At 70.4% G+C, this 18,053-nt stretch carries 14 protein-coding genes and 1 pseudogene; 5 read left to right on the forward strand and 10 right to left on the reverse strand.

Annotated features, from left to right (window positions below; all coding sequences use genetic code 11):
* Positions 1–508: GNAT family N-acetyltransferase (locus tag ACWD3D_RS18950; protein WP_451461986.1), on the reverse strand; the 508-nt coding region annotated here is incomplete at its 3' end.
* 238 nt (positions 509–746) lie between these two features.
* Between ACWD3D_RS18950 and secA the strand changes: the two genes are divergently transcribed.
* The gene (secA, locus tag ACWD3D_RS18955) at positions 747–3,563 is read left to right on the forward strand and encodes a preprotein translocase subunit SecA (RefSeq protein ID WP_451461987.1); all 2,817 of its coding nucleotides are present in this window, start codon (positions 747–749) and stop codon (positions 3,561–3,563) included.
* Positions 3,564–3,781: 218 nt separating this feature from the next.
* On the opposite strand, the gene ACWD3D_RS18960 is transcribed toward secA, so the two are convergent.
* Positions 3,782–4,279 carry an Rv3235 family protein gene (locus tag ACWD3D_RS18960; RefSeq protein ID WP_451461988.1) on the reverse strand — a complete coding sequence of 166 codons (498 nt, stop codon included), beginning with the start codon at positions 4,277–4,279 and terminating at the stop codon, positions 3,782–3,784.
* Between the two features lie 273 nt (positions 4,280–4,552).
* On the opposite strand from ACWD3D_RS18960, the gene ACWD3D_RS18965 reads away from it, so the two are divergent.
* Positions 4,553–5,059 carry a DUF6912 family protein gene (locus ACWD3D_RS18965; RefSeq protein WP_451461989.1) on the forward strand — a complete coding sequence of 169 codons (507 nt, stop codon included), beginning with the start codon at positions 4,553–4,555 and terminating at the stop codon, positions 5,057–5,059.
* 71 nt (positions 5,060–5,130) lie between these two features.
* Positions 5,131–5,802: an HAD family hydrolase gene (locus ACWD3D_RS18970; protein ID WP_451461990.1), complete on the forward strand. Its 672-nt coding sequence runs from the start codon at positions 5,131–5,133 to the stop codon at positions 5,800–5,802.
* A gap of 59 nt (positions 5,803–5,861) precedes the next feature.
* Here ACWD3D_RS18970 and ACWD3D_RS18975 read toward each other — a convergent pair whose 3' ends face one another.
* Positions 5,862–6,428, reverse strand: a complete 567-nt coding sequence (locus ACWD3D_RS18975) for a DJ-1/PfpI family protein (RefSeq protein ID WP_451461991.1) — start codon at positions 6,426–6,428, stop codon at positions 5,862–5,864.
* Positions 6,429–6,883: 455 nt separating this feature from the next.
* On the opposite strand from ACWD3D_RS18975, the gene ACWD3D_RS18980 reads away from it, so the two are divergent.
* A complete protein-coding gene (locus ACWD3D_RS18980) occupies positions 6,884–11,896 on the forward strand; it encodes an NAD-glutamate dehydrogenase (RefSeq protein ID WP_451461992.1) in 5,013 nt (1,670 codons plus the stop codon).
* A gap of 76 nt (positions 11,897–11,972) precedes the next feature.
* Here ACWD3D_RS18980 and ACWD3D_RS18985 read toward each other — a convergent pair whose 3' ends face one another.
* Together ACWD3D_RS18985 and ACWD3D_RS18990 are read right to left on the reverse strand one after the other, a co-directional pair.
* Positions 11,973–12,749 (reverse strand): ABC transporter ATP-binding protein, encoded by a 777-nt coding sequence (locus tag ACWD3D_RS18985; protein ID WP_451461993.1) that lies wholly within the window; start codon positions 12,747–12,749, stop codon positions 11,973–11,975.
* Positions 12,742–13,689, reverse strand: a complete 948-nt coding sequence (locus ACWD3D_RS18990) for an ABC transporter permease (protein ID WP_266704976.1) — start codon at positions 13,687–13,689, stop codon at positions 12,742–12,744. The genes ACWD3D_RS18985 and ACWD3D_RS18990 overlap by 8 nt, the downstream gene beginning before the upstream one ends.
* Positions 13,690–13,903: 214 nt before the next feature.
* On the opposite strand from ACWD3D_RS18990, the gene ACWD3D_RS18995 reads away from it, so the two are divergent.
* Entirely contained in the window at positions 13,904–14,518 is a 615-nt protein-coding gene (locus tag ACWD3D_RS18995) for a TetR/AcrR family transcriptional regulator (protein WP_451461994.1), read from the forward strand.
* A 78-nt stretch (positions 14,519–14,596) separates the two neighbouring features.
* Here ACWD3D_RS18995 and ACWD3D_RS19000 read toward each other — a convergent pair whose 3' ends face one another.
* The 5 genes and pseudogenes from ACWD3D_RS19000 to ACWD3D_RS19020 all read right to left on the reverse strand — a co-directional run.
* Positions 14,597–14,989 (reverse strand): type II toxin-antitoxin system death-on-curing family toxin, encoded by a 393-nt coding sequence (locus ACWD3D_RS19000; protein WP_451461995.1) that lies wholly within the window; start codon positions 14,987–14,989, stop codon positions 14,597–14,599.
* Entirely contained in the window at positions 14,986–15,180 is a 195-nt protein-coding gene (locus ACWD3D_RS19005; RefSeq protein WP_451461996.1) for a ribbon-helix-helix protein, CopG family, read from the reverse strand. The genes ACWD3D_RS19000 and ACWD3D_RS19005 overlap by 4 nt, the downstream gene beginning before the upstream one ends.
* Positions 15,181–15,285: 105 nt before the next feature.
* Positions 15,286–16,188: a carbohydrate ABC transporter permease gene (locus ACWD3D_RS19010; protein ID WP_451461997.1), complete on the reverse strand. Its 903-nt coding sequence runs from the start codon at positions 16,186–16,188 to the stop codon at positions 15,286–15,288.
* Complete coding sequence (locus tag ACWD3D_RS19015) at positions 16,185–17,561, reverse strand: carbohydrate ABC transporter permease (RefSeq protein WP_451461998.1); 1,377 nt, start codon at positions 17,559–17,561, stop codon at positions 16,185–16,187. Before ACWD3D_RS19015 ends, ACWD3D_RS19010 begins: the two co-directional genes overlap by 4 nt.
* A 4-nt stretch (positions 17,562–17,565) precedes the next feature.
* Positions 17,566–18,053, reverse strand: a pseudogene (locus ACWD3D_RS19020) (carbohydrate ABC transporter substrate-binding protein); the annotation flags it as partial.

Raw genomic sequence — 18,053 nt, forward strand, 5'->3', positions numbered from 1 at the left:
GCCACGGGGTAATGCGGTACAGGGCGTGACGCCCGGCGCGATAGGCTCGTCGATACGACGACTGGCCGGAGCGGCGGGTTCGCACCCGGGCGCCGGCCACGTTGCCCGCCTCGGCCCACCACTCCAGCCGTACCGCCCCCAGCGCGGAGAACGCCCAGCGCGCCAGGCGGACCACCGCCTCCGTCCCGTACCCCTGGCCGCGGTGCTCGCGGGCCAGCCAGAAGCCGACTTCGTACGTGCCGGAGGACGGGCGGGGGACGAGGCCGAGGGCGCCCGCCAGCGCACCGGACCGCTCCACCACGGCGAAGTGGTAACCGGAATCGTCCCGCCAGCCCGCCGGGGCGATGGTGCCGGTGAAGAGTTCGGCGTCGGAGCGCAGGTACGGCGACGGGATCTCCGTCCAGCGGAGGATCTCCGGGTCCTGGCAGGCGAGGTGGACCGCGTCCGTGTCCCCGGGAGTGAAGGGACGGAGCAGCAGGCGGCGGGAGGTGAGGGTGATCGGCTCCATGGGCGCATTCTGGTGACCGCGGCCCGGTCCGGGAGCACTTTCCGGGCTTCCCGGCACCTTCCAGGCCCTTCGGCCGTTGTCCTGGAAGGCGCGGTGAGGTCCACCCAGGGGCAGCCCTCCCGGCGCGGCGGTGTCCTCGCTTACGATGGCCGTTGCGGTGGGGCCCACCTGCCGTGCCCGCGCCAGCGTCCGTCAAACGACCCAGTGCCAGGCCCGACCGGCAAGGAGACCAGCCTCAGTGTCCGTCTTCAACAAGCTCATGCGTGCAGGCGAAGGCAAGATCCTGCGCAAACTGCACCGCATCGCGGACCAGGTCAGCTCCATCGAAGAGGACTTCGTCAACCTCTCCGACGCCGAGCTGCGGGCGCTCACCGACGAGTACAAGGAACGGTACGCGGACGGCGAGAGCCTGGACGACCTGCTCCCCGAGGCGTTCGCCACCGTCCGTGAGGCCGCCAAGCGCGTCCTCGGACAGCGCCACTACGACGTCCAGATGATGGGCGGCGCCGCCCTGCACCTCGGGTACGTCGCGGAGATGAAGACCGGTGAGGGCAAGACCCTCGTCGGCACCCTGCCGACGTACCTCAACGCCATCTCCGGCAAGGGCGTCCACCTGATCACGGTCAACGACTACCTGGCCGAGCGTGACTCCGAGCTGATGGGCCGGGTCCACAAGTTCCTCGGCCTGACCGTCGGCTGCATCGTCGCGAACATGACCCCGGCGCAGCGCCGTGAGCAGTACGCCTGCGACATCACGTACGGCACGAACAACGAGTTCGGCTTCGACTACCTCCGCGACAACATGGCATGGTCCCAGGACGAGCTCGTCCAGCGCGGCCACAACTTCGCCGTCGTCGACGAGGTCGACTCGATCCTCGTCGACGAGGCGCGTACCCCGCTGATCATCTCGGGCCCGGCCGACCAGGCCACCAAGTGGTACGGCGACTTCGCCAAGCTGGTCACCCGGCTCACCAAGGGCGAGGCGGGCAACCAGCTCAAGGGCATCGAGGAGACCGGCGACTACGAGGTCGACGAGAAGAAGCGGACCGTGGCCATCCACGAGTCCGGCGTCGCCAAGGTCGAGGACTGGCTCGGGATCGACAACCTCTACGAGTCGGTCAACACGCCTCTCGTCGGGTACCTCAACAACGCCATCAAGGCGAAGGAACTCTTCAAGAAGGACAAGGACTACGTCGTCATCGACGGCGAGGTCATGATCGTCGACGAGCACACCGGCCGTATCCTCGCCGGCCGCCGCTACAACGAGGGCATGCACCAGGCGATCGAGGCGAAGGAAGGGGTGGACATCAAGGACGAGAACCAGACGCTCGCCACGATCACCCTGCAGAACTTCTTCCGCCTCTACAGCAAGCTCTCGGGCATGACCGGTACGGCCATGACCGAGGCCGCCGAGTTCCACCAGATCTACAAGCTGGGCGTCGTGCCGATCCCGACGAACCGTCCGATGGTCCGCCTCGACCAGTCCGACCTGATCTACCGCACCGAGGTCGCCAAGTTCGCCGCCGTCGTCGACGACATCGCGGAGAAGCACGAGAAGGGGCAGCCGATCCTGGTCGGCACCACCTCGGTCGAGAAGTCCGAGTACCTCTCGCAGCAGCTCTCCAAGCGCGGTGTCCAGCACGAGGTGCTCAACGCCAAGCAGCACGACCGTGAGGCGACCATCGTCGCCCAGGCCGGCCGTAAGGGCGCCGTCACCGTCGCGACGAACATGGCCGGCCGAGGCACCGACATCAAGCTCGGCGGCAACCCCGACGACCTCGCCGAGGCGGAGCTGCGCCAGCGCGGCCTCGACCCGGTCGAGCACGTCGAGGAGTGGGCCGCCGCCCTGCCCGCCGCGCTGGAGAAGGCCGAGCTGGCCGTGAAGGCGGAGTTCGAGGAGGTCAAGGACCTCGGCGGGCTGTACGTCCTGGGCACCGAGCGCCACGAGTCGCGCCGCATCGACAACCAGCTGCGCGGCCGTTCCGGCCGTCAGGGCGACCCGGGCGAGTCCCGCTTCTACCTCTCGCTGGGCGACGACCTGATGCGCCTGTTCAAGGCGCAGATGGTGGAGCGCGTGATGTCGATGGCGAACGTCCCCGACGACGTGCCGATCGAGAACAAGATGGTCACCCGCGCCATCGCCTCCGCGCAGTCCCAGGTCGAGCAGCAGAACTTCGAGACGCGTAAGAACGTCCTGAAGTACGACGAGGTGCTCAACCGTCAGCGCGAGGTCATCTACGGCGAGCGGCGTCGCGTCCTGGAGGGCGAGGACCTCCAGGACCAGATCCGTCACTTCATGGACGACACGATCGACGACTACATCCGCCAGGAGACCGCCGAGGGCTTCGCGGAGGAGTGGGACCTCGACCGGCTGTGGGGCGCCTTCAAGCAGCTCTACCCGGTGAAGGTCACCGTGGAGGAGCTGGAGGAAGCGGCCGGCGACCTCGCCGGTGTCACGGCGGACTTCATCGCCGAGTCCGTCAAGGACGACATCCACGCGCAGTACGAGGAGCGGGAGAACTCCCTCGGCTCCGAGATCATGCGTGAGCTGGAGCGTCGCGTGGTCCTCTCGGTCCTCGACCGCAAGTGGCGCGAGCACCTCTACGAGATGGACTACCTCCAGGAGGGCATCGGCCTCCGCGCCATGGCGCAGAAGGACCCGCTGGTCGAGTACCAGCGCGAAGGGTTCGACATGTTCAACGCCATGATGGAGGGCATCAAGGAGGAGTCCGTCGGCTACCTCTTCAACCTGGAGGTCCAGGTCGAGCAGCAGGTCGAGGAAGTCCCGGTCAAGGACGACTCCGAGCAGCCCTCGCTCACCAAGGAGGGCGCCGGTGTCGCGGCGACCGCCCGGCCGGAGATCCGCGCCAAGGGCCTCGAAGCCCCGCAGCGCCCCGACCGCCTGCACTTCTCCGCCCCCACGGTGGACGGCGAAGGCGGCGTGGTGGAGGGCGAGTTCGCCGACAACGCCTCCGAGAGCGACGGCCTGACCCGCGCCGAGCGCCGCAAGGCGCAGAAGAGCGCGGGCGGCGGCGGCCGTCGCCGCAAGAAGTAGTCGACGCCGGCGGCCGAGGACGGCTGCCGTACGCACCGGCGGGGCCGGGATCTCCACGGAGGTCCCGGCCCCGCCGGTTTTCCACGGCCGCCCGGCGGTCGTGCCCTTACCCGCCCTGGCCCTTGCCCGCCCTGGCCCTTGCCCGCCCTGCTCTTGCCCGACCTGTCCTGGCCCGACCCGCCCTGGCCCTTGCCTGCCCTTCCCGCGTACCGGTGGGCTCAGACAGGTACGCGTTCGCCGCCCAGCTCCACCGCCGCGCAGCGCCAGCGCAGATCGGCGCCCTGCTCCAGCCGGAACGCCATGGCGTGCACCCGGCCGCCGCCCCAGATGCTCGCGAACGCCTCGACCACGCCGGTCGCGGGCTGCGCGCCGTAACACCCGCGCAGCACCGGGCTGTTGCCCCAGACGGCACGCAGCGGGGCGCCGGGGGCCAACTCGGCGAGCTGGTCGTACGCCTCGCCCACGGTGTGGCCGAGCATCCAGTGGACCGGGCGGCGCCCGCTGAGCACGGCGAGCAGGCGTTCCGCGAACCAGTGGTGCGGGCGCACCGGGCCCCGTACCGGGAGCGGGCCGCGCTGCGCCGGGACGGTGCCGGGCCGGCGCTGGTCGCGCCGGGCCGCCGGCCTGCCGCCCGCCGGGCGGGTGGCGCCGCGCTGTTCGGTGCGGGTGCGGCGGTCCGCGCGTAACGTCCTGGTCCGGTCCGTGCTCATGGTCATAGCCCCCGTGTGAGGCCGCCGGTCGTACCGGACGGCGACGTTGCGTTGCGCATCTTCTACGGGGAGTCGCGGCGGGGCCGCAAGGAACGCCGGAGCCGTCCGGGGCGTACGGCTCGGATCACCTATCCGGGTGAGGGGGGCGGGCAGGCGCCCGAGGAGCGGGCGGACGGCCGGGCACCCGGGGGCGTCAGGGAGAGGCCGCCCACCCCGCCCCGAAGGGGGACCGCCGACGTATCCTGAGGGCGTCTGTCGACTACGGAAAGCGGCCAAGCCATGCGCGTGTACGTCCCCCTGACCCTCTCCGGTCTCGCCGCGGCGCACGGGGCGGGCGAGCTTGGCCCCGGACCGCTGACCGCCTACGCCGTGACCCCCGGGCTGCGCGAGTGGTACGTCTCCGACGACATCGAGGAGCTGGAGTACGCGGCGCTCAACCGGGCCGCCGCCGCCTCGCTCCGGCTGATCGCCGCCCTGCCCGAGGAGCCGCGCCGACGGGTCGTCCTCGCCTTCGACGTACCGGACGGCGACGCGCTCGGCGACCCCGACGGGGGCCTGGACTCCGACTCGGTCGGCGAGGTGCGTCTCGCCTCGGCCGTGCCGCTCGCCAAGGCGGCAGCCGTGCACGTGGACTCCGACGACGCCGAGAAGGACGTGACGGCCGCCGCCGCGGCTCTGGGCGCCGCCGACCACGGCGACGACGACGCGCGGTTCACGGTGGACGGCGCGGAGGACCACGAGCTGCTCTGGTTCGGCGTGCAGGAGATCCCGCAGCTGCTCGGCTGAGAACAGGGCCGCCCCGACCGAATCACGGGCGGCCTCCCCGGTTGTCGGACCCGCCGAGTACGGTCGTTCCCATGGCGAAGCACGGCGACAACCGCCCACATCTGGTCTGGGACTGGAACGGCACACTGCTCGACGACATCCATGCCGTCGTCGGGGCGACCAATTCGGCCTTCGCCGAGGTGGGGCTCGCGCCGATCACGGTGGAGCGGTACCGCGCGACGTACTGCGTGCCCATACCGCTCTTCTACGAGCGGCTGCTGGGCCGGATACCGAACGACGCCGAATGGCAGCGGATGGACGTCGTCTTCCACGACGCCTACGCCGAGCTCCTCGCGGCCTGCCTCCTCACCGACGGCGCCGCCGACCTGCTCGCGGGCTGGCGGCGGGACGGCCGCAGCCAGTCACTGCTGAGCATGCACGGCCACGAGACGCTGGTCCCGACCGTGCGCGGGTACGGCATCGAGGAGCACTTCGTCCGGGTCGACGGGCGCACCGGGCCCTCGGGCGGCAGCAAGGTGCTCCACATGGAGCGTCACTTCGCCGCGCTCGGCACGGTCGCCCCGGAGCACGCGGTGATCATCGGGGACGCGGTGGACGACGCCGTGGCCGCGGCGCACGTCGGCGCCCGGGCGGTGCTGTTCACCGGAGGCTCGCACGACCGGGCCGCTCTGGAGGCGGCCGGCGTGCCGGTGGTGGACAGCCTGGCCGAAGCGGTCGCGCTGGCGGAATCGATGACGGCCTGAGCCCGGTCCGGGGCTGAGCCGGTCCGGGGCCGAGCCGTCGTCGGCCCCGGACGGGTGGCTCAGGCGACCGGGGCCTTCGCGCGGAGCACCTTGAGGAACTCGCGCATCCATGCCGAGTGGTCGGGCCAGGCGCGCGAGGAGACGAGGGTGCCGTCGACCACCGCCTCCGCGTCCTGGAAGGCGGCCCCCGCCGTCCGCATGTCCGGCTCCAGCGCCGGATAGGCGGTCACCTCGCGCCCGTCGAGGCTGCCCGTCGCGGCGGTGATCAGCGGGCCGTGGCAGATCTGCGCGACCGGTCGGGCGTCCTCGAAGAAGGCGGCGACGATTCTCCGCAGATCGGCGTTGTTGCGGAGGTACTCCGGTGCCCGGCCGCCGGGGATCACCAGGGCGGCGTAGTCGCCGGGCACCACCTCGGAGAACGCGAGGTCGGCCGGCCAGGTGTAGCCCGGCTTCTCGGTGTACGTGTCGAAGCCGGGCTCGAAGTCGTGGACCACGAAGCGGAGGGTCTTGCGTTCGGGGGCGGCGATGTCGACCTCGTACCCCTCCTCGCGCAGGCGCTGGTACGGGTAGAGGACCTCCAGCGACTCGGCCGCGTCGCCGGTGACGAGCAGGATCTTCGGTGCCATGACTGGGCCCCCAGGGTTCGTGGGTCGGCCGGGTGCGGGCGTGCGCCCGGCCGCGTGCGGCGAGGTCCAGCCTGCACGGGCCGGGCGCTCACGCCAAGAGGGCGCGCCTTCGCCGCGAGCGGGCGACGTACTGTACGAACTGTCCAAAAAGCAGGTCTTCGTTTGTACACATACGGTTCATGACGGCCACCCGTCCGGGCGAGATAGCCTGGTGTCCGTGATCAGCGCGATACGTCTCGGGGGCACCGACGCCCCCGGCCCGGTCCCGGAGTGCACCCGCACCCGGGCCGTCCGTGATCGCCATCACCCCGACCCACGGCTGAATATCGCCGATTTGGTCCCGGGTATCTCTCATCGCGGCATAGCGTCGACTACGACCGGATACCCCGCGTCGTGGCGTTGTGCCGCTTTTCTCACCTACGTCACGCAATGGCGCGCGACAGGAGCCAGAGGACATGCAGACCAAGCTGGACGAAGCCAAGGCCGAGCTGCTCGCACGGGCCGCCGAGGTAGCTGACAACAGCCCGGGCGGTGGTGCCGGCGGCCCGGGGGGTACCCCCCGGGTGCGCGTCGCCACGGCCGGCACGGACGGGGAGGAGCGGTCCGGCCGGGACACGCTCCTCTCCTACCTCCAGCGCTACTACTTGCACACCGCCCCGGAGGACCTGAGCGGCCGGGACCCGGTCGACGTCTTCGGAGCCGCCTCCTCGCACTACCGGCTGGCCGAGAACCGCCCCCAGGGCACGGCCAACGTCCGGGTGCACACCCCGACCGTGGAGGAGAACGGCTGGACGTCCAGCCACTCCGTGGTCGAGGTCGTCACCGACGACATGCCGTTCCTCGTCGACTCCGTCACCAACGAGCTGTCCCGCCAGAACCGTGGCATCCACCTGGTCATCCACCCCCAGGTCCTGGTGCGCCGCGACGTCACGGGCAAGCTGATCGAGGTCCTCGCCGACGGCAGCGGTATCCCCGGTGTCCGTCAGGGCGAGAGCCGGACGGCCACCGGCGCGGGCTCCACCGGACAGGCGCTGCCGCACGACGTCCTCGTCGAGTCCTGGATCCACGTGGAGATCGACCGCGAGACGGACCGCGAGGACCTCAAGGAGATCACCGCCGACCTGCTGCGCGTCCTGTCCGATGTCCGGGAGACCGTCGAGGACTGGGACAAGATGCGCGCCGCCGCGCTGCGCATCGCGGACGGCCTGAAGGGCGAGCCCACCGACGACCTCCCCGTCGAGGAGATCGAGGAGGCCGGCGAACTGCTGCGCTGGCTCGCCGCCGACCACTTCACCTTCCTCGGATACCGCGAGTACGAGCTGAAGAACGGCGACTCGCTGGCCGCCGTGCCCGGCACCGGCCTCGGTATCCTGCGCTCCGACCCCAAGCACCACGAGGACGAGGCGCACCCCGTCAGCCCGTCCTTCGACCGGCTTCCCGCCGACGCCCGCGCCAAGGCCCGCGAGCACAAGCTGCTCATCCTGACCAAGGCCAACAGCCGCTCGACGGTCCACCGCCCGAGCTACCTCGACTACGTCGGTGTGAAGAAGTTCGACGCCGACGGCAACGTCGTCGGCGAGCGCCGCTTCCTCGGCCTCTTCTCCTCCGCCGCCTACACCGAGTCGGTGCGCCGGGTCCCGGTCGTCCGCCGCAAGGTCGCCGAGGTGCTGGAGGGCGCCGGCTTCTCGGACAACAGTCACGACGGCCGCGACCTGCTCCAGATCCTGGAGACCTACCCGCGCGACGACATGTTCCAGACGCCGACCGATCAGCTCCGCTCGATCGTCACCTCGGTGCTCTACCTCCAGGAACGCCGCCGCCTGCGGCTCTACCTGCGCCAGGACGAGTACGGCCGCTACTACTCGGCCCTCGTCTACCTGCCTCGCGACCGCTACACCACCGGTGTCCGGCTGCGGCTGATCGACATCCTCAAGGAGGAACTCGGCGGGACCAGCGTCGACTTCACCGCCTGGAACACCGAGTCGATCCTGTCCCGGCTGCACTTCGTCGTCCGGGTCGCCCCCGGCACCGAACTGCCGCACCTGACCGACGCCGACACCGAACACATCGAGGCGCGTCTCGTCGAGGCCGCCCGCTCCTGGTCGGACGGCTTCCAGGAGGCCCTGAACGCAGAATGCGGCGAGGAGCGCGCCGCCGAACTGCTGCGTCGCTACGCCCGTTCCTTCCCCGAGGGCTACAAGGCCGACCACTCGCCGCGCGCCGCCGTGGCCGACCTGGTCCACCTCGAAGCGCTCAAGGCGGGCGAGAAGGACTTCGCGCTCAGCCTGTACGAGCCGGTCGGCGCGTTGCCCGGGGAGCGCCGCTTCAAGATCTACCGGACCGGCGAGCCCGTCTCCCTCTCCGCCGTCCTCCCGGTGCTCCAGCGCCTGGGCGTGGAGGTCGTCGACGAACGCCCGTACGAACTGCGCTGCGCGGACCGGACGACCGGCTGGATCTACGACTTCGGGCTCCGGATGCCCACCGGCAACGGCGACCACCTCGCCGACGACGCCCGCGACCGCTTCCAGCGGGCCTTCGCCGCCGTCTGGACCGGCGCCGCAGAGAACGACGGCTTCAACTCCCTCGTGCTGCGCGCCGGACTCGACTGGCGGCAGGCGATGGTGCTCCGCGCCTACGCGAAGTACCTGCGCCAGGCGGGTTCGACCTTCAGCCAGGACTACATGGAGGACACCCTCCGCGACAACGTCCACACCACCCGGCTGCTGGTCTCCCTCTTCGAGGCCCGGATGTCGCCCGCCCGCCAGAACGCCGGCCGGGAACTGACCGACGGACTGCTCGAAGAGCTCGACGGTGCGCTGGACCAGGTGGCCTCGCTCGACGAGGACCGCATCCTGCGCTCGTTCCTCACCGTCATCAAGGCGACCCTGCGGACCAACTTCTTCCAGCACGCCGACGACGGCGAGCCGCACGGCTACGTCTCGATGAAGTTCGACCCGCAGGCCATCCCCGACCTGCCGGCCCCGCGCCCCGCCTTCGAGATCTGGGTGTACTCGCCCCGCGTCGAAGGCGTCCACCTGCGCTTCGGCAAGGTCGCCCGCGGCGGACTGCGCTGGTCCGACCGGCGCGAGGACTTCCGTACCGAGGTCCTCGGCCTGGTCAAGGCACAGATGGTGAAGAACACCGTGATCGTGCCGGTGGGCGCGAAGGGCGGGTTCGTCGCCAAGCAGCTCCCGGACCCGGCGCTCGACCGGGACGCCTGGCTCGCCGAGGGCATCGCCGCGTACCGCGTCTTCGTCTCGGCGCTGCTCGACATCACCGACAACCTGGTGGCCGGCGAGACCGTGCCGCCCGTCGACGTGGTCCGCCACGACGAGGACGACACCTACCTCGTCGTCGCCGCCGACAAGGGCACCGCGAGCTTCTCCGACATCGCCAACGAGGTCGCCGTCGCGTACAACTTCTGGCTCGGCGACGCCTTCGCCTCCGGTGGTTCCGCCGGATACGACCACAAGGGCATGGGCATCACCGCGCGCGGCGCCTGGGAGTCCGTCAAGCGCCACTTCCGCGCGCTGGGCCACGACACCCAGACCGAGGACTTCACCGTCGTCGGCGTCGGCGACATGTCCGGCGACGTGTTCGGCAACGGCATGCTGCTCTCCGAGCACATCCGGCTGGTCGCGGCCTTCGACCACCGGCACATCTTCCTCGACCCGACCCCGGACGCCGCCGTCTCCTACGCCGAGCGGCGCCGGATCTTCGAGCTGCCCCGCAGCTCCTGGGCCGACTACGACACCAAGCTGCTCTCGCCGGGCGGCGGTGTCCACCCCCGTTCCGCGAAGTCCATCCCGGTCAACGCGCACGTCCGCGAGGCCCTCGGCATCGAGGCGGGCATCACCAAGATGACCCCCGCCGACCTGATGAAGGCCATCCTGCGGGCGCCCGTCGACCTGCTGTGGAACGGCGGCATCGGCACCTACGTCAAGTCCTCCGCCGAGACCGACGCCGACGTCGGCGACAAGGCCAACGACGCGATCCGGGTCAACGGCCAGGAGCTGCGGGCCAAGGTCGTCGGCGAGGGCGGCAACCTCGGCGCCACCCAGCTCGGCCGCATCGAGTTCGCCCGGGCCGGCGGCAAGATCAACACCGACGCGATCGACAACAGCGCCGGCGTGGACACCTCCGACCACGAGGTGAACATCAAGATCCTGCTCAACGGGCTGGTCCGGGACGGCGACATGACCGTCAAGCAGCGCAACAAGCTGCTCGCCGAGATGACCGACGAGGTCGGCTCGCTCGTGCTGCGCAACAACTACGCGCAGAACGTCGCGCTCACCAACGCCACCGCCCAGGCCACCGACCTGCTCCACGCCCACCAGCGCTCGATGCGCCGGCTGGAGTCCTCCGGCGGGCTGGACCGCGCGCTGGAGTTCCTCCCCGCCGACCGGCAGATCCGTGAGCTCCTCGCCGCCGGCAAGGGACTCAGCCAGCCGGAACTCGCCGTACTGCTCGCCTACACCAAGATCACGGCCGCCGACGAGCTGATCCGCACCAGCCTCCCCGACGACCCGTACCTCCAGCGCCTCGCGCACGCCTACTTCCCGAAGCAGCTGCGCGAACGCTTCCCCGAGTCGATCGACGGCCACGCGCTGCGCCGCGAGATCATCACCACGGTGCTGGTCAACGACACGGTGAACACCGGCGGATCCACCTTCCTGCACCGCTTCCGCGAAGAGACCGGCGCCTCGGTGGAGGAGATCGTGCGGGCGCAGGCCGCGGCCCGCGAGATCTTCGGCCTGAACCAGGTCTGGGACGCCGTCGAGGCGCTCGACAACAAGGTCGACGCCGGTGTGCAGACCCGTATCCGCCTGCACTCCCGCCGTCTGGTGGAGCGCGGCACCCGCTGGCTGCTGGGCAACCGCCCGCAGCCGGTGGACATCGAGGCCACCGTCGCCTTCTTCGAGGACCGGGTCGCCGAAGTGTGGGCCGCGATGCCCAAGCTGCTCCGGGGCACCGACCAGGAGTGGTACCAGCAGATCCTGGACGAGCTGACCTCGGCGGACGTGCCCGAGCAGCTGGCGCAGCGTGTCGCCGGGTTCTCCTCGGCGTTCCCGGCGCTCGACATCGTGGCCATCGCGGACCGTACGGGCAAGGACCCGCTGGCCGTCGCCGAGGTCTACTACGACCTCGCCGACCGGCTGCGGATCACCGCGCTGATGGACCGGATCATCGAGCTGCCGCGCGCCGACCGCTGGCAGTCCATGGCCCGCGCCTCCATCCGCGAGGATCTGTACGCGGCCCACGCGGCGCTCACCGCCGACGTGCTGGCCGTCGGGGCCGACGGCGCCTCGCCGGAGGAGCGGTTCAAGGCGTGGGAGGAGAAGAACGCGGCGATCCTCTCCCGGTCGCGCTCCACCCTGGAGGAGATCCAGAGTTCCGACGCCTTCGACCTGGCGAACCTGTCGGTCGCGATGCGGACGATGCGGACGCTGCTGCGCACCCACGCCTGACGGGGGTGACGCACGAGAAGGGGGGCTCCGGGCCGTAAGCCCGGAGCCCCCCTTCTCGCACGTACCGGCGCGGGGACTACTTCTTGGTGAACTGTTCGTACGCGGCGACGACGTCCTTCGCCGGGCCGTCCATCCGCAGGACGCCCGCCTCCAGCCAGATCGCCCGGTCGCAGGTCTCCAGGATCGACCTGTTGCTGTGGCTGACCAGGAAGACCGTGCCGGCCTCCTCGCGGAGTTCCTTGATCCGGTCCTTGCTCCGGTTCTGGAACTTGGCGTCACCGGTGGAGAGCGCCTCGTCGATCAGCAGCACGTCGTGGCTCTTGGCCGCCGCGATGGAGAACCGCAGCCGGGCGCCCATGCCGGAGGAGTACGTCCGCATCGGCAGGGTGATGAAGTCGCCCTTCTCGTTGATGCCGGAGAAGGAGACGATGGAGTCGTAGCGCTCGCGGATCTCCTGGCGGGACATGCCCATGGCCAGCCCGCCCAGCACGACGTTCCGCTCGCCGGTGAGGTCGCTCATCAGCGCCGCGTTCACGCCGAGCAGCGAGGGCTGGCCCTGCGTGTGGACCTTGCCCTTCGTCGCCGGGAGCAGTCCGGCGATGGCCTTGAGCAGGGTGGACTTGCCGGAGCCGTTCGAGCCGATGAGGCCGATCGCCTCGCCCTTGTACGCGGCGAAGCTGACACCCTTGACGGCGTGCACCTCGCGCACGCCCGGGCTCTGGCGGCGGGTGACGATCCGGCTGAGCGCGGAGGTCGCGCTGCCCCGGCCGCCCTTGGTGCCGTTGACCTTGTAGGTGATGTGCACGTCGTCGACGACGACGGTGGGCTCCCGCTCCGCGGTCGTGTCAGCCACGTCCGTACCTCTCTTCGGCCTTCCAGAAGAACACGAAGCCGCCGACGGAGCAGAACAGTGCCCACGCCGCGGCCACCGCCCATACGTGCGGGGGCAGATGGGCGCTGGTGAAACTGTCGATCAGGGCGAACCGCACCAGGTCGATGTAGATGGCCGAGGGGTTGCAGTCCAGCGCGACGACGACCCAGTGCGGGACGCTGTCCGAGGTGAGGAGGGAGTCGAGGCTCCACATCACGCCGGACGTGTACATCCAGGTGCGCAGAATGAACGGCATGAGCTGCGCGATGTCCGGGGTCTTCGCGGTGATCCGCGCCACGAACATCGAGATGCCGGTGTTGAAGAGTGCCTGGAGGAAGAGCGCGGGGATCGCGAGCAGCCAGGTCGGGTTGGGGTACTGCCCGAAGCCGACCAGGATCAGGACGAGCGCGCAGAGCGAGAACAGCAGCTGCTGGAGCTGCTGCAGGGCGAGCGCGACCGGCAGCGAGGCGCGCGGGAAGTGCAGGGCGCGCACCAGCCCGATGTTGCCGCTGATCGCGCGGGTGCCCGCCGTGATCGAGCTGGAGGTGAACGTCCAGATGAAGACACCCGTGACGAGGAACGGCACGAAGTCGGGGACCCCGTGCTTGGTGTTCATCAGGACGCCGAAGATGAAGTAGAACACCGCGGCGTTGAGCAGCGGCGTCATGATCTGCCAGATCTGGCCGAGCTTCGCCTGGCTGTACTGAGCCGTCAGCTTGGCCGTGGCGAACGCCAGGATGAAGTGCCGGCGCCCCCAGAGCTGCGCGATGTACGACGGCAGGGAGGGGCGGGCGCCGCTGACGGTGAGGCCGTGGCGGGCGGCGAGCGCCGCCAGTTCGCCCGGTGCGTAGACCGGGGCGAGTGCGGCGGGATCGGTTTCGGCCGGCCCTGGGGTCGGCGGAGCTGCTGTCTGGCTCACCACGATCGCTTTCGACGGAGGCTGGGAACAGGCGTTGAAGACTGGAACAGGCGTTGAAGACTGGAACAGATCAAGCGCTGTGGGCGGGAAACGGGCGTTGAACTGCGGGGCAACCGCTACCCAACGATGGGACGGGACCGTTTCGTCGCCACGCTGAGCGTAAATCGTATGTGCGTCGGGACGCAACCGTTTCGTCGCTACGGATATCCTTTAAGGCATGAGCACCGAACCCGGACCCCGGCGCCGCACCCCGGCGGGCGCCGCCGTGCTGCGCGAGGACGTGACCGACGCGATCCGCGGCGCCGTCTTCGAGGAGCTGGCCGCGGTGGGCTTCGCCCGGATGTCCATGGAGGGCATCGCGCGCCGCGCGGGCGTCGGCAAGACCGCCGTCTACCGGCGCTGGAAGTCCAAGTTGCAGCTGGTGCTCGACCTGGTGGGTGCCGTCGCCGAACAGGGCATGCCGATCCCCGACACCGGCTCGCTCCACGGGGACGTGCGGGCGGTCCTCCAGCTCGTCTCCTACGCGCTGCGCCACCCCGTCGCCTCCCAGGTGATCCCCGACCTGCTCGTGGAGGCGGCCCGGAACCCGGAGATCGCCGACACGATCAAGGCGGCGCTCCTCGACCCGCAGCAGGGCGTCGCCGCCGTCGTCGTCAGGGCGGCGGTGGCCCGAGGGGAGCTGCCGGAGGGCAGCGACCCCGACCGTGCGCTCGACCTGATCGTCGGGCCGCTGTACTGGCGGCTCGTGGTGGTCCGCGGCGGCCTGCCAAAGGGGTACCTGGACGACCTGGCGGCCTCCACGGTGGCGGCGCTCAAGCACCCGGGGAGGTAAGGGCTCGCAGGGAATCAAGGTGTTGCTTCCCTGCAAGCCCTCAGGGGCGCGCGACCGCGTGCCCGGGGCCCCGCCGGGTCACGCGAGCGGGAACCACTCCGACAGGCGCTTGGTGATGACCGGCACGTCGAGGTGGTCCTGTGCGACGTCCTCGACGAACGGGCCGGCCACGGAGACGTGCGGCGGGGCGATCTCGGCGCTCACGCCGTTGAGCCGGAGGAAGACGCGCATGGCGAGCCAGGCGGTGCGCTCGTTCCCGTCGACGAGCGCGTGGTTGCGGGCCACGGAATGCAGCAGAGCCGCCGCCTTCTCGTGAAGGGTGGGGTACAGCTTGGCCCCGGACACGTCGGTCCGGGGCCGTTCGATCGCCGAGACCAGGAGCCCCAGGTCGCGCACGCTGCGCTCGGTGCCGTTGACCGCGCGGGCGATGGCGAGGATCTCGTCCAGCTGGACGTAACGCACGTCGCTCACTTCAGGTGGTCCAGGATCTCCGCGTCGCTCTCCATCAGCTCGGACAGGACGTCGTCCACCTTCAGCTCGGCCCGCATCTGGGCCTCGCGGATGGCCTCGATGGCGAGTTCCTGCTTGCTGCGGTTCTCGCGGCGGGCGCGTTCGGTGAGCTGGGCGTCGAGGTCGTCGGGGAGGCGGAGTGTCATGGCCATACGTCGATGATACCGCCCTGGTATCTGACGGGCGAGGCGATTCCGGGCGGTCCGGAGGGGGTCCCGGTCTGTCGTTCTGAGCGGGACCCCCTTTCGGGTGGTCGGCTACTTCACCGCCCCCGCCATCACCCCCGACACGAACTGCCGCTGGAAGGCGAAGAACACCGCCAGCGGGATCACCATCGACACGAACGCCCCCGGCGCCAGCACGTCGATGTTGTTGCCGAACTGGCGCACCTGCTGCTGGAGCGCCACGGTGATCGGCGGGGAGCCCGAGTCCGCGAAGATCAGCGCGACCAGCATGTCGTTCCAGACCCAGAGGAACTGGAAGATCCCGAGCGAGGCGATGGCCGGTCCGCCGAGCGGCATCACGACCCGGGTGAAGAGCCGGATCTCGCCCGCCCCGTCGAGCCGGGCGGCCTCCAGGAGCTCGCGCGGGATCTCCGCGAAGAAGTTCCGCAGCAGGAAGATCGCGAACGGCAGCCCGAAGGCCGTGTGGAAGAGGACCACACCGAGCGTGGTCTCGAAGATCCCGAGGGTGCCGAAGAGTTTGGAGACCGGGATCAGCGCGACCTGTACCGGTACCACCAGCAGCCCCACCACCACCAGGAACCACCAGTCGCGGCCGGGGAAGTCCATCCAGGCGAAGGCGTAACCGGCGAACGAGCCGATCACCACCACCAGGACCGTGGACGGCACGGTGATCATCACGGTGGAGAGCAGCGAGTCGGTGATGGCCGGGTTCGACAGCAGGTGCTGGTAGTTGTCGAGGGTCAGCTGGGACGGGGTGGTGAAGACCTGCCACCACCCGCTCGCCGAGATGTCCTTGCCGTCCCGCAGCGAGGAGAGCAGCAGCCCGATCGTCGGCATCAGCCAGAACAGGGCCACCAGGACGAGGAAGACCCGCATCACCCCGCCGCCCGCCCGCGCGGCGATCCGCACCGCGAGCGACGGACGAGTGGCCCCGGCCGTGGTGGTGGACGCGGGGGTCGTGACCGAGGCCGTCATCGGCGCCCCTCCTTCCGTATCCGCCGGATGTTGAACGCCATCACCGGGATCACCAGCAGCAGCAGGAGGACGGCGATCGCGCTGCCGACCCCCAGGTCCGCGTCCGTACCGAACGAGGAGCGGTACAGCTGGAGGGCGAGGACATTGGCGTCGTCCTGGGAGGAGCCCGGCGCGATGATGAAGATGAGGTCGAAGACCTTCAGCACGTTGATCATGAGCGTGACCAGCACCACCGCGAGGACCGGTGCCAGCAGCGGCACGGTGATCCGCCGGAACACCTGCCACTCGTTCGCCCCGTCGACCCGCGCCGCTTCGAGGAGTTCGCGCGGCAGCCCGGCGAGGCCCGCCGCGATCAGCACCATCGCGAAGCCCGCCCACATCCAGACGTAGCTGCCGATGATCCCGGGCGTGACCAGACTCGGGCCGAGCCAGGAGACGCCGTTGTACGGCTCGCGGAAGTTGTCCGCGGGCAGCCGCAGCACCGCGCCCTCGGCGGCGGCGGGCAGCGAGAAGGCCCCGTCCGCGCCGGCCGTGGCGGTGGCGACGACCTTGCCGCCCTTCACCGCCTCGACCTCGATGCCCTTGAGACCCAGCTCCTTCGGATCGACCACGTTGGGCTTCCCGCCACCGCCCCTGGTGAAGTCCAGCCACGCGGTGCCGGTGATCCGGTCGCCGTCCGGCGCGGGGGTACGGGCCGGCTCGGCGTCGCCGGGCATCTTCTCCGGTACGACTCCGACCAGCGGCAGCAGCACCGGGACACCGGCCCGCACCGTCGTCTTCGTGACGAAGGACCCGCCGCCGCCCGCCTTCAGCGGGTGCACCGGCAGCGGGTGCGCCTTCGGGAATCCGGCGGACTTCGCGAAGGTGTCGTGCACGCCCACCCAGACCGCGTTGGCGACCCCGCGCTCCGGGGCCTCGTCGTACACCAGCCGGAAGATGATCCCGGCGGCCAGCATGGAGATCGCCATCGGCATGAAGACGACCAGCTTGAACGCGGTGCCCCAGCGGATGCGTTCGGTCAGCACCGCGAAGATCAGACCGAGCGCGGTGGAGAGGGTGGGTGCGAGGACCACCCAGATCAGGTTGTTCTTGACCGCCGTACGGATCGTGTCGTCGGTGAACAGCTTCCGGTAGTTGTCGAGCCCGGCGAAACCGGTGCCCGGCTGGTCGAGGAACGACCGGTAGACGGAGTAGGCGATCGGATAGACCACCAGCGCGCCCAGCAGCACCAGCGCGGGCAGCAGGAACGCCACCGCGACGGTTCGGCGGGAGCCGGTGACCCCGCGGCCGGAGCGGCCGGTACGGGGGCGGACGGGCGGACTCGGATGGGCGGGGGGCACCGCACCGGCGCCCCCCGCCGTCGCTGTCGTCACCGCGTCAGCTCTTGTACGCCTCGGCGGCGGCGGACTCCAGCGCCCGCTGGGTCCCCGCCACGTCCCCGGGGCTCTTCAGGAAGTCCTGGAGGATCTTCCACTCGCCCTTGCCCGGGGTGCCGCCGAAGGACTGGGGCGCCTGGTCCGACATGTCGAACCGGACGTCGTCCCCGGCCGCGATCAGCGCCTGGGCCATGGTGCGCTGCACCTCGTTCGGGTACACGGCCGGGTCCAGGGACTTGTTCGGCGAGAGGAACCCGCCCGCTCCGGCCGAGATCTTCGCCGCGTCCGTGGACGCCAGGAACGTCAGCAGAGCCTGGGCGCCCTTGGAGTCCTTCAGCGCCACCGCCGCGTCCCCACCGGTCACCACCGGGGAGTCCGCGCCGACCGCCGGGAACGGGAACACCTTGGCGTCCGTACCGATCTTCGCGTCGGTCTCCGCGATGTTGACGGCGACGAAGTCGCCCTCGTAGACCATCGCGGCCTTGGGCT

It is taken from the genome of Streptomyces sp. NPDC002690, from assembly GCF_053592415.1.

Excerpts from the sequence above, each read along its gene's own strand:
- ACWD3D_RS18970 (WP_451461990.1), top strand. The coding sequence starts at position 5,131 with ATGGCGAAGCACGGCGACAACCGCCCACATCTGGTCTGGGACTGGAAC.
- ACWD3D_RS19005 (WP_451461996.1), bottom strand. The coding sequence starts at position 15,180 with ATGGCCATGACACTCCGCCTCCCCGACGACCTCGACGCCCAGCTCACC.
- ACWD3D_RS18980 (WP_451461992.1), top strand. The coding sequence starts at position 6,884 with ATGCAGACCAAGCTGGACGAAGCCAAGGCCGAGCTGCTCGCACGGGCC.
- ACWD3D_RS18995 (WP_451461994.1), top strand. The coding sequence starts at position 13,904 with ATGAGCACCGAACCCGGACCCCGGCGCCGCACCCCGGCGGGCGCCGCC.
- ACWD3D_RS18960 (WP_451461988.1), bottom strand. The coding sequence starts at position 4,279 with ATGACCATGAGCACGGACCGGACCAGGACGTTACGCGCGGACCGCCGC.
- ACWD3D_RS18965 (WP_451461989.1), top strand. The coding sequence starts at position 4,553 with ATGCGCGTGTACGTCCCCCTGACCCTCTCCGGTCTCGCCGCGGCGCAC.
- ACWD3D_RS18975 (WP_451461991.1), bottom strand. The coding sequence starts at position 6,428 with ATGGCACCGAAGATCCTGCTCGTCACCGGCGACGCGGCCGAGTCGCTG.
- ACWD3D_RS19010 (WP_451461997.1), bottom strand. The coding sequence starts at position 16,188 with ATGACGGCCTCGGTCACGACCCCCGCGTCCACCACCACGGCCGGGGCC.